At 71.4% G+C, this 10,138-nt stretch carries 10 protein-coding genes; 3 read left to right on the forward strand and 7 right to left on the reverse strand.

The window, feature by feature from the left end; all coding sequences use genetic code 11:
* A partial coding sequence (locus E1293_RS48075; protein WP_207939362.1) for a hypothetical protein occupies positions 1-402 on the forward strand: 402 nt, incomplete at its 5' end.
* 120 nt (positions 403-522) lie between these two features.
* Positions 523-1,500 carry a hypothetical protein gene (locus tag E1293_RS39405; protein ID WP_132203984.1) on the forward strand — a complete coding sequence of 326 codons (978 nt, stop codon included), beginning with the start codon at positions 523-525 and terminating at the stop codon, positions 1,498-1,500.
* On the opposite strand, the gene E1293_RS39410 is transcribed toward E1293_RS39405, so the two are convergent.
* From E1293_RS39410 to E1293_RS39440, 7 genes are all read right to left on the reverse strand, one after another.
* Positions 1,497-2,255, reverse strand: a complete 759-nt coding sequence (locus E1293_RS39410) for an SDR family NAD(P)-dependent oxidoreductase (RefSeq protein ID WP_132203986.1) — start codon at positions 2,253-2,255, stop codon at positions 1,497-1,499. The genes E1293_RS39405 and E1293_RS39410 overlap by 4 nt on opposite strands.
* A gap of 10 nt (positions 2,256-2,265) precedes the next feature.
* Positions 2,266-3,135: an ABC transporter permease gene (locus E1293_RS39415; RefSeq protein ID WP_132203988.1), complete on the reverse strand. Its 870-nt coding sequence runs from the start codon at positions 3,133-3,135 to the stop codon at positions 2,266-2,268.
* Entirely contained in the window at positions 3,132-4,058 is a 927-nt protein-coding gene (locus E1293_RS39420; protein WP_132203990.1) for an ABC transporter permease, read from the reverse strand. Before E1293_RS39420 ends, E1293_RS39415 begins: the two co-directional genes overlap by 4 nt.
* Entirely contained in the window at positions 4,048-5,232 is a 1,185-nt protein-coding gene (locus tag E1293_RS39425; RefSeq protein WP_132203992.1) for an ABC transporter ATP-binding protein, read from the reverse strand. The genes E1293_RS39420 and E1293_RS39425 overlap by 11 nt, the downstream gene beginning before the upstream one ends.
* Before the next feature lie 190 nt (positions 5,233-5,422).
* Complete coding sequence (locus E1293_RS39430; RefSeq protein WP_132203994.1) at positions 5,423-6,643, reverse strand: extracellular solute-binding protein; 1,221 nt, start codon at positions 6,641-6,643, stop codon at positions 5,423-5,425.
* A gap of 47 nt (positions 6,644-6,690) precedes the next feature.
* Positions 6,691-7,749 (reverse strand): LacI family DNA-binding transcriptional regulator, encoded by a 1,059-nt coding sequence (locus E1293_RS39435; protein ID WP_132203996.1) that lies wholly within the window; start codon positions 7,747-7,749, stop codon positions 6,691-6,693.
* A gap of 98 nt (positions 7,750-7,847) precedes the next feature.
* Positions 7,848-9,560, reverse strand: coding sequence for an MFS transporter (locus E1293_RS39440; RefSeq protein WP_243717233.1), 1,713 nt, complete (start codon positions 9,558-9,560; stop codon positions 7,848-7,850).
* A 165-nt stretch (positions 9,561-9,725) separates the two neighbouring features.
* On the opposite strand from E1293_RS39440, the gene E1293_RS39445 reads away from it, so the two are divergent.
* Positions 9,726-10,138 (forward strand): pyridoxamine 5'-phosphate oxidase family protein (locus tag E1293_RS39445; RefSeq protein ID WP_132203998.1); only part of this gene is annotated, 413 nt, incomplete at its 3' end.

Consider the following 10,138-nt stretch of genomic DNA (forward strand, 5'->3'; position numbering starts at 1 on the left):
GCCCCGGCCCCGGCCCCCGAGCCGGAACCGGAGCCCGAGCTGGCCGTCGTCAGCGCCGCCGCGCGCGGAAGCCTCAACGGGCGCAGCTCCTACGGCACCACCGCCGAGGAGCCCGCGCCCGCCGCCAACCCGGAGAACCTGCGCTCGATCGTCATCGACGTCCTCGAACGCCGGCACGGGGACGTGGCCGGGACGCTCGCCGAGGTCACGGCGGAGGGCTACAGCTGCGACGAGGCCGAGATCCAGCGGATCAGCGACAACCACTGGTTCCCGTACGCGGTGTACCGGCTGCTGGCCAAGCACCACGGCGACGGCGAAATGGTCGCCCAGGAGCTGACCTCGCAGGGGATCGTCTACGACCAGGCCACGCTGGACGCCCTGGTCGCGTCCTGGCGGGTCTGACCGTCCCGCACTTCCGGACCGGCCGTCCACCGCATTGCGGGCGGCCGGTCCGTGCTGTGATCCGATGATCACGCTGTGTCCGTGCGACGCTGAGCACACCAGCGACGCACGGGAGAGCCGATGAAGACGCATCTGGCCGCGGTGGCCGCCGTGGCAGCCCTCGGCGGAGCCGTCACCGGGTATCTGATCGCCCCGTCCCCCGGTGGGACGTCCACCCGGCCCGTGGCCCACAGCGCGCCGAGCGGCACGTTACATCTCGCCCTGAACATGCCGGCGGAGGACCGCGCCAAGGCGGCCGCGCTCGGCTACGACCTGTTCGACGTCGACCCCGACGAGGACGCCATCGCCTCGCTGCCCAAGGGCGGCCGGGCCCTGCTGTGGGTCGGCAACACCACCTGCGGCGGCTTCCAGCAGGAGAGCGCCGCCACGTTCGCCGCCACGGTGAAGCGGTTCGCCGGGAACGACCGCGTCTACGGGTGGTACCTGTCCGACGAGCCGAACACCGGCGACTGCCCGGGGATCGCCGGCAAGATCCGCCAGCGCGCCGACATCGTCCACCGGTACGCGCCCGGCCAGAAGGCGTTCGCCTCGCTGACCGACTGGCCGATGCGGCCGCTCAAGCCGTCCGCCACCCATCTCGACCTCATCGGCCTCGACCCGTACCCGTGCCGGACCGGCCGCACGGACTGCGACCTCCGCGCGATCGACACCATGGTCGGGCAGGCCGCCCGCGCCGGCTTCGCCCGCCGCATGATCGTCCCGGTGTTCCAGACGTTCGGGCAGTCCTGCAACGACGGCGAGAAGAACTGGCGGATGCCGGACGAGGCGCAGCTCCAGTCCCTCCTCGACCGGTGGGAGCGGCTCGTCCCGCGGCCCGCGTTCGACGTCAGCTACTCATGGGGACGCCAGGGCGCCTGGGCCTGCCCCACGCTCGCCGACGCGAGCGGCAGGGGCGGCGGACCGGACCTTCAGGCCGTCATGAAACGGCACAACACGCGCCGGACCGGCCCCGCCCTGCCCACCCGCGAGCCGACACCGGCGGTCTCGGCGAAACCGCCGGCATCGGCGCGGCCGTGCCCGGTGCCCAGTTCTCCCTAGTCCTCGCTGCGCTGCTGTTCCTGGGCGGGGTCGGTCCGCAGGCGCGCGTGCAGGCCGCCGTCCACGTGCAGGACGTGCCCGTTGAGCTGCGCCGCCGCCGGGGACGCCAGGTACAGCGCCGCGTCCGCGACCTCCTCCGGCGCGGTCGTGCGGCCGGCCGGGATGTCGGTGGCGGGGCGGATCTCCCCGACGACGCTCGCCGGGGCGATGCAGTTCGCGCGGATGCCGAGCCCGCCGAGCTCCACGGCGATCGCCCGGCTGAGCGCCTCGATGCCCGCCTTGGTCACGTCGTAGGCGCTCTGGTCCTCGTGGGCCCGCGAGCCGCCGGGCGACGACAGGCTGACGATCGCGCCGCCCCGCCCGGCGTCCCGCCAGTGGCGGGCGGCGCGGACCGACAGCAGGTACGCCGAGCGCAGGTTGGCGGCGATGACCGCGTCCCACAGGCCTGCGCTGATGTCGATCAGCGGGGTGCGCACCTCCGTCATCGCGGCGTTGTTGACGAGGACGTCCAGGCCGCCGTTCCTGCGGAGCGTCGCGAAGACGGCGTCGGCGACCTCCTCGTGGGCCAGGTCCCCGGCCAGCGTCGCCACCCGCGGATCGTCGCCGAAGACCTTGAGCCCGTCGGCGTCCACGTCCACGGCGAGCACCTCGGCGCCGGCCTCGGTGAACCGCTGGACCAGCGCACGGCCGATCAGCCCCGCGGCGCCGGTGACCAGCACCCTTTCTCCCGTGTAATCGAACTGGACACTGCTCATGTGGTCGTGCTCATTCGGCCGGGGCCTCCCTCACCTGGGCGACGATCTGCGTCGGATTGACGAACATCAGGGCGATGACCAGCAGCACCGCCGACAGCGCCATGTAGATCACGGCCATCGCGTCGATGGCCTGGGCGGCGCGGATCCCCGGTGTGAACGCGGCGCTGTACAGCGAGACGATCAGCGTCTGGCTGTCGGCGTCCGCCACCAGGAACGTCAGCTCGAACATGGCGACGGTGCGGACCAGCACCAGGATCCCGGCGGCCAGGATGCCGGGCAGCAGCAGCGGCACCAGCACCCGCATGAACACCTGGCCGGTCCGGGCGCCGCACATCCGCGCCGCCGACTCCACGTTCGCGTCGATCTGCTCCACGAACGGCGTCATGACGAGGACGACGAACGGCAGCGCCGGGACGAGGTTCGCCGCGACGACGCCCGTCATCGTCCCCGCCAGATGCACCTTGTACAGGACGGTCGCGAGCGGGATCCCGTAGGTGATCGGCGGCAGCAGCACCGGGAGCAGCAGCAGGAACATCACGATCCGCTTGCCGGGGAAGTCGCGGCGCGCCAGCGCGTACCCGGCGGGGACGCCGATCACCAGTGCCAGCGCCACCACGATCAGCGTGATCTCCAGCGTGACGGTGAGCACGTCGCCGAGCGCGAACTCGTCCCACGCGTCGGAGTACCACGAGCTGGTGAAGCCCTGCGGCAGCCACCCCGAGAACCACTTCGTCCCGAACGAGTTGACGATCACCGAGAAGATCAGCGCGCCCAGGTTGATCAGGAAGAACCCGACGCAGGCCCAGACGAGCCAGGCGCTCAGCCGCCCCTTCGGCAGGGCCCGCTTCGGCAGGCCACGCGGGCGTGAGATGGCGGTCATGATCCCTTACCTCCCGACGCGGGCCCGGTGTACAGGCGGCCGCGCAGCAGCAGCGTGACCGAGATGACGAGCAGCTCGAACACGCCCATCAGCACGGCGATGGTCGAGGCCATCGAGTAGTCGTACTTCTCGAACGCCGCCTGGTACGCCGCGATCGCCATCACCCGCGTCTCGCCGGCCGGTTCGCCGACGAGGTTCGCCGACGGGAACACCGAGAACGCCAGCACGAACGCGAGCACGAACGTGGTCGCGAGGCCCGGGGCGAGCAGCGGCAGGACGACCCGCCGCATCCGCTGCCACGGGCCGGCGCCGAGCGTCGCCGCGGCCCGCTCCAGCGTCGGGTCGATGCCCGACATGTAGGACAGCACCAGCAGGAACGCGAACGGGAACCCGGTGATGAGCAGCGACAGCAGCACGCCCCAGTAGTTGTAGATCAGCCGGACGGGCTCGTCCACGATGTGCAGGTCGAGCAGGACCCGGTTGAACCAGCCCTTGGGGCCGAGGTAGCGCAGCAGGCCATCGGCGACCAGGACCGTGCCGAGCGTCACCGGCAGGACGAGCAGCGCCGTCAGCACCCGGCGCCCGCGGAACCTGCCGCGCAGCCGGTACGCGATCGGCACCGACGCGCCCACGTTGATCAGCGCCGCAGGAAGCGCGAGCCTGAGCGTCTTCCACACCGTGCCGCGCTGGTAGGAGTCCTTGAAGAAGTCGGCGTAGTTGCCGAACGGCCCGCCGCCGTTCTTGGGCTGCAGCGACAGCCCCACCCCGTACAGCATCGGGTAGAGGAACAGCAGCCCGATGACGAGGACGGCGGGCACCAGCAGGAGCAGCACCCGGTCGACGCCGCGTTCGGCGAGCCGGTGCCGCAGGCCGCTGCGCCGGGGGGCCGGTGCCTCCGGGCGGGCGGGAGCCTCAACCGCCATCCTTGGCTCCCGTCGTCTCGCCGATCGACTCGGCGGCGGCCTCGTCGAGCGCCGCGGCGGCGTCCTGCACGCTCTCGCCGAACACGAGGACCCGCTCGGGCGCGACGGTCAGCGCGACCCGCTCCCCCGGCGCGATCCGCTCCGGGGACCGGAAGTGGACGACGCGGCCGTCGTCCGTCACCCCTTCGGCGGCGACCTCGCGCCCGTGGAACTCCGACACCTCGACGCGGACGGTCACGATGTTCTCCCCCGCCGCCGAGTCGGGCGACCCGGCGATGTGGAAGTCCTCCGGCCGGACGGCCGCGACCGCCCGCGCCCCGGTGATCGGCTGCCGGCTCACCCCGGTCAGGTTCAGCCCGTCCTTCTCGCCGAGGCCCACCTTCCCGTCGCCGGACGACAGGACGGGCAGCTCCAGCAGGTTCCGGTACCCCATGAACCCGGCGATGTAGGTGCTGACCGGGTAGGTGTAGACCTCCTCGGGCGTCCCGATCTGCTCCACCTTGCCGGACCGCAGCACCACGACCCGGTCGGCGAGCGCGAGCGCCTCCTCCTGGTCGTGCGTCACGTACACGGTGGTCAGGCCGAGGTCCTGGTGGATGCGCCGGATCTCGGTGCGCATCTGCACGCGGAGCTTGGCGTCCAGGTTGGACAGCGGCTCGTCCATCAGGACCAGCTTGGGGCGCAGCACGATCGCGCGGGCGATCGCCACCCGCTGCTGCTGGCCGCCGGACAGCTGGCCGGGCAGCTTGTCGGCGTGCTCGGTCAGCTCGACCGTGCGCAGCGCCTCGTCCACCCGGCGGGCCGTCTCGGCCTTCCCGACCCGCCGGACCGACAGCCCGAACGCGACGTTCTTGCGGACCGACAGGTGCGGGAACAGCGCGTAGTTCTGGAACACCATCCCGAACCCGCGCTTCTCCGGCGGCAGCGTGTCGATGCGCTCCTCGTCCAGCCAGATCGCGCCCTCCGACAGCGGCAGCAGCCCGGCCAGGCAGTTCAGCGCGGTCGACTTCCCGCAGCCGGACGGCCCGAGCAGCGCGATGAACTCGCCGCCCTCGATCCGCAGATCGAACCCGCTCAGCGCGGTCGCCTTCCCGAACCGCCGCGTCACCCCGTCCAGCCGCAAATGCCCGAACGCCGCCCGCGAATCCTTCTCCACGACGCTCCCCACCGTCATGACGCCCCTACCGAGGACGCGGAGCCTGCGGAGCGGCCTCGCATCGCCGCGCACCGCGCCTTCATGCCCCCTACCGAGGACGCGGAGCCTGCGGAGCGGCCTCGCATCGCCGCGCACCGCGCCTTCATGCCCCCTACCGAGGACGCGGAGCCTGCGGAGCGGCCTCGCAATTCGTTCACCTTGTGCACCTTCATGACTTCTTGACCTTTTGACCGCCGATCTCCCTGTCCCAGCGGTCGAACGCGGCGACGAGGGCCTTGGCGTCCAGCGGCGGGGCCTTGGGGTTGTCGGCGATGAGCTTGTCGTACTCGGGGCGGCCGTACTCCTTGATCGCCTGCTGGCTCTCGGCCGGAGCCATGTCGAGGGTCACGCCCTTCACGGCGGGGCCCGGGTAGAAGTAGCCCTTGTCGTAGGTGATCGCCTGCTGCTGCGGCTGGAGCGCGAACTTCATCATGTCGAGCAGGACGGCGAGCTTCCCGCCCGAGACGCCCTTGGGGACGACCATGTAGTGCGCGTCGGTGACCCAGGTGAAGCCGTCGAGCGACTGGATCTTGACGTCCTTCGGCACCTGGCCGAGGACGCGCGGGTTGATGTCCCAGCCGGTGGTGCTGAGGATGATGTCGCGGGTGCCCTCGCTCAGCTCCTTCATCGTCTGCGTGGTGCCGGTCGGGTAGTACTCGACGTACTGGTCGAGGTCCTTGAGGTACTTCCAGGTCTTGGTCCAGCCGTTGGCCGGGTCCTTGGGGTCGGAGTCCTTGAGGATGTAGGGCAGGCCCATGAGCCAGGTCCGGCCGGGCCCGGAGTTGGACGGGCGGGCGTACTCCAGCTTCTTCGGGTGCGCCTTCGCCCAGGCCAGCAGCTCGTCGGCCGTCTTCGGCGGGTTCGGGACCTTCTTCGGGTTGTACTCCAGGAGCGGGCCGGACGGGTAGTACGTCACGGTGACGCCCTTGCCCTGTGCGAGTTCCTGCATCTTGGCCGCGGGCTCCAGGTACTGCGTCTTCAGGTCGGGCAGCTTGTCGGCGTACTTGCCGACGAGGTCGACCCACAGGTTCTGCTCCAGGCCGGCGGACAGGCCGTCGGTGCCGGTCAGCACGAGGTCGATGCCGAGCTGCCCGGCGTCCTGCTGCGCCTTGACCTTGCCGGCCAGCTCCGGCGCGGTCGCCTTAGTGTAGGTGATCTTGCTGACGAGCTTCGGGTGCGCCTTCTGGTAGTTCTCGAAGATCTGCTGGGTGAGCTGGAGGTTCCCGGCGACGTCGATGATGTTCAGGGTGACGGGCTTGGACGGCAGCTTGACGTCGCCCGCCGCCGGCTCGGACGCGGACTTGCCGCCCGAGTCGGGCGCCCCGCAGGCGGCCAGCAGCAGGCCGGCGGCGGTCGCGACGGTGACGAGGGCTGATCGAGGAGTTCTCATGGGGTGGGTCCTCCAGGCAGGACGCGCGGTCCTGCTGTGGGGCCGGCTCACACCGGCCCGGTGGTGCCTCGGATGAGGAGTCGGGTCGCCAGTTCGGAGACCGGCGGTAGCGGCGGCGCCTTCGGCGCCCCCGGGTCGAGCGTGCTGTGCATGGTGGCGGCCGCCGCCCGCGACAGCGCGTTCACGGGCATGGCCACCGTGGTGAGCGGTGGATTGGTCATCGACGCCATGGGGACGTCGTCGAACCCGACGATGCTGAGCTCGCCGGGCACCTGCACGCCGCGCGCGGTGAGCCGGGACAGCACCCCGAGCGCGACCAGGTCGTTGTAGGCGAACGCCGCGGACACGCCCGCGGCGAGCACCTCGTCCGCGGCCCGGTAGCCGCCGGTGAAGCGCGGCTCGTACGGGCCGAGGTCGGCCAGTTCGATGCCGCGTTCAGCGCAGGCGGCGCCGAGCAGCCTGCGCCGCTGCTTGTTCGACCACGAGTTGGCCGGGCCGGCCAGGTAGGCGCACCTGCGGTGGCCGAGCGCGTGGACGTGCGCCACCGCCTGGTCCATGCCGGGCTCGAAGTCCAGCAGGACCGACGGCGCGTTCCGGCTGGTCCGGTTCGCGAGGACCACGGCCGTCTTGGCCGCGACGGCGCGCAGCCGCGTCCCGGACATGCGGGGGGCGCACAGGATCAGCCCGTCCACCCGCTCGATCATGGCCTCGGCCAGCCTGACCTCCGTCGCCGTGTCCTCGTCGGTGTCGGCCAGGAACACCGCGAACTCGGTGTCGCGGAAGTAGGCCTCCACGCCCTTGATGAACGGCGCGTAGAACGGGTTGGCGATGTCGGGGACGATCAGCCCCACGTTGCGGGTCCGCCCGAGGACCAGCGACTGCGCCGCCCGGTTCGGCTGGTAGCCCAGCCGGTCGGCGCATTCGAGCACGCGCCGCCGGGTCTCGGCGTTGACGAGCTCCGGGGAGTTCAGCGCCCGCGAGACCGTGGACGGCGACACCCCGGCGAGGTTCGCCACGGCCCGGATCGAGGCCCGGGAGGCGTCGGCGGCGCGGGGTCCGGCGGGCTCCCCGTCCGCGCCGTCCGCGCCGATGCGGTCTGCGGTCATGCCGAGGATTATGAAAACGTTTGCGGAACAGTGTCAATAGATAGCGCGAAAAAGCCCCCGGCCGAGCAGGGGGGCCGGGGGCCGGTTTCGGGGGCGGATCAGGCGGCGTCGCGGCCCGCCTTCTGCAGTTCGGGCTCGTCCCGGACCTCGTCGTCGTGCACGTACCGGCGGCCGCGCAGCAGCGACACGAGCGCCGCCACCAGGGACATCGCGATCGCCATGCTGAACACGATGACGAGGCCGTGGTGGAACGGCTCGGAGATCAGGTGCGGGAAGTACGACCGCCCGGTCAGCGTCGCGACGTCGTCCGGCGCCAGCCCGCCGAGGACGTGGAACGGCGCGAGCAGGTTCTGGATCGGGTTGTAGCCGAGGAACGCGGCGAACAGCGTGCCGACCGGCGGCAGCTCGCCCACCTGCGTGGCCGGCCCGGCCGGGACGCCGTGCTCGGTCAGCCCCTGCGTCAGCGTCTTCGGCAGCGTGTTGGACAGGCCGGCGATCATCAGCGAGAAGAACACGCCGATCGACAGCACCATGCCGGCGTTCATGAACGTGGCGCGCATGCCGGACGCGACGCCGCGCTGGTCCGCGGGGACCGCGTTCATGATCGCGGTGGTGTTCGGGGCGGCGAACAGCCCGGAGCCGACCCCGTTCAGGAAGATCAGCAGCGCGAACGTCCCGTAGCCGAAGTCCGTCGGGATCACCAGCAGGCCCGCGAAGGCCAGCGCCGACAGCACCAGCCCGCCGGAGGCGAACGCGCGGGCGCCGTGCCGGTCGGACAGGTGCCCGGAGATCGGCCCGGCCACCAGGAACCCCGCGGTGAGCGGCAGCAGGTAGATGCCGGCCCACAGCGGCGTGTCCTCGTAGTCGTAGCCGTGCAGCGGCAGCCAGATGCCCTGCAGCCAGATGATCAGCATGAACTGCATCCCGCCGCGGGAGATCGCGGCGAGCAGCCCGGCCGCGTTGCCGGCCGTGAACGCCCGGATGCGGAACAGGTTCAGGTGGAACATGGGCTGCTCGACCTTGGTCTCGATCCAGCAGAACAGCACCAGGACCGCGACGCCGCCGATCATCCCGCCGAGCACCCACGGGTTCGTCCAGCCCATGTCGTGCCCGCCGTAGGGCTGGATGCCGTAGGTGATCGCGGCGAGCAGCGCGGTCAGCCCGACCGCGAACGTGACGTTACCGAGCCAGTCGATCTTCGCGCCGGCGGCCCGCTTGGCGGTCTCGACCAGGCTGCGGTACGCCCAGATCGTCCCGATGACCCCGATGGGCGCGGACGCGAAGAACACCAGCCGCCAGTTGATCTCGCTCAGCAGGCCGCCGGCGACCAGGCCGATGAACGTCCCGGCGATGCCCGCGACCTGGTTGACCCCCATGGCCATCCCGCGCCGGTGCGCCGGGAACGCGTCGGTGAGGATGGCGGCCGAGTTCGCCATCAGCATGGCGCCGCCGATCCCCTGGAACACCCGCCAGCCGATCAGCCAGATCGCGCCGGCGCTCCCGTGCAGCGGGTCCAGCGCCAGCACGAGCGTCCCGACCGTGAACACCGCGAAGCCGGCGTTGTACATCCGGACGCGCCCGAACATGTCGCCGAGCCGGCCGAGCGTCACCACCAGGACCGCCGAGACGAGCATGTAGCCCATCAGGATCCACAGCAGGTAGCTGACGTTGCCCGGTTCGAGCGGGTTCAGGTGGATGCCGCGAAAGATCGCCGGCAGCGAGATGATCACGATCGAGGAGTTCACCGTGGCCAGCAGCATGCCCAGCGTCGTGTTGCTGAGCGCGACCCACGGATAATGCTTGGACGGCACGCCGACCCCTCCCCCGTCAGGTAGTTTCTTCCGCTAACTAATCATAAGCCCGACATACTTCGCCAGTCCGCATTACCTGGCGCCGAAGTCACCTTCCCTGCATATCGCCTTCGGCACGCCGGCCCGCTCCCCGCCCGCCGCCGGCGCCCGCCTACGATCGTTTTCGTGGACGGAAAACACCGGCTCGACCTGGCCGACGAGCGCCTCCAGGCGTTCTGGCGCGAGCGGCACGTGTGCACGCTCGTCACGCTCCGCCCGGACGGCACCCCGCACGCCGTCCCGGTCGGCGCGACCCTGGACGCCGGCACCCCGGGCACCGGCACCGTCCGCGTGATCACCTCGGCCGCCTCGGCCAAGGCCCGCCACGTCCGCGCGGCGGGCGGCTCCGGCCTCCCGGTGGCGGTCACCCAGGTCGACGGCCGCCGCTGGTCGACGATCGAGGGCCGCGCCGTCCTCAGGACCGATCCGGCCTCGGTGGCGCACGCCGAGCAGCTCTACACGACCCGCTACAAGCCGCCCCGTCCCAACCCCAGCCGCGTGGTCATCGAGATCACCGCGACCCGCGCCCTCGGCAACCT

It is taken from the genome of Actinomadura darangshiensis (assembly GCF_004349235.1).
Lineage (GTDB): Bacteria > Actinomycetota > Actinomycetes > Streptosporangiales > Streptosporangiaceae > Spirillospora > Spirillospora darangshiensis.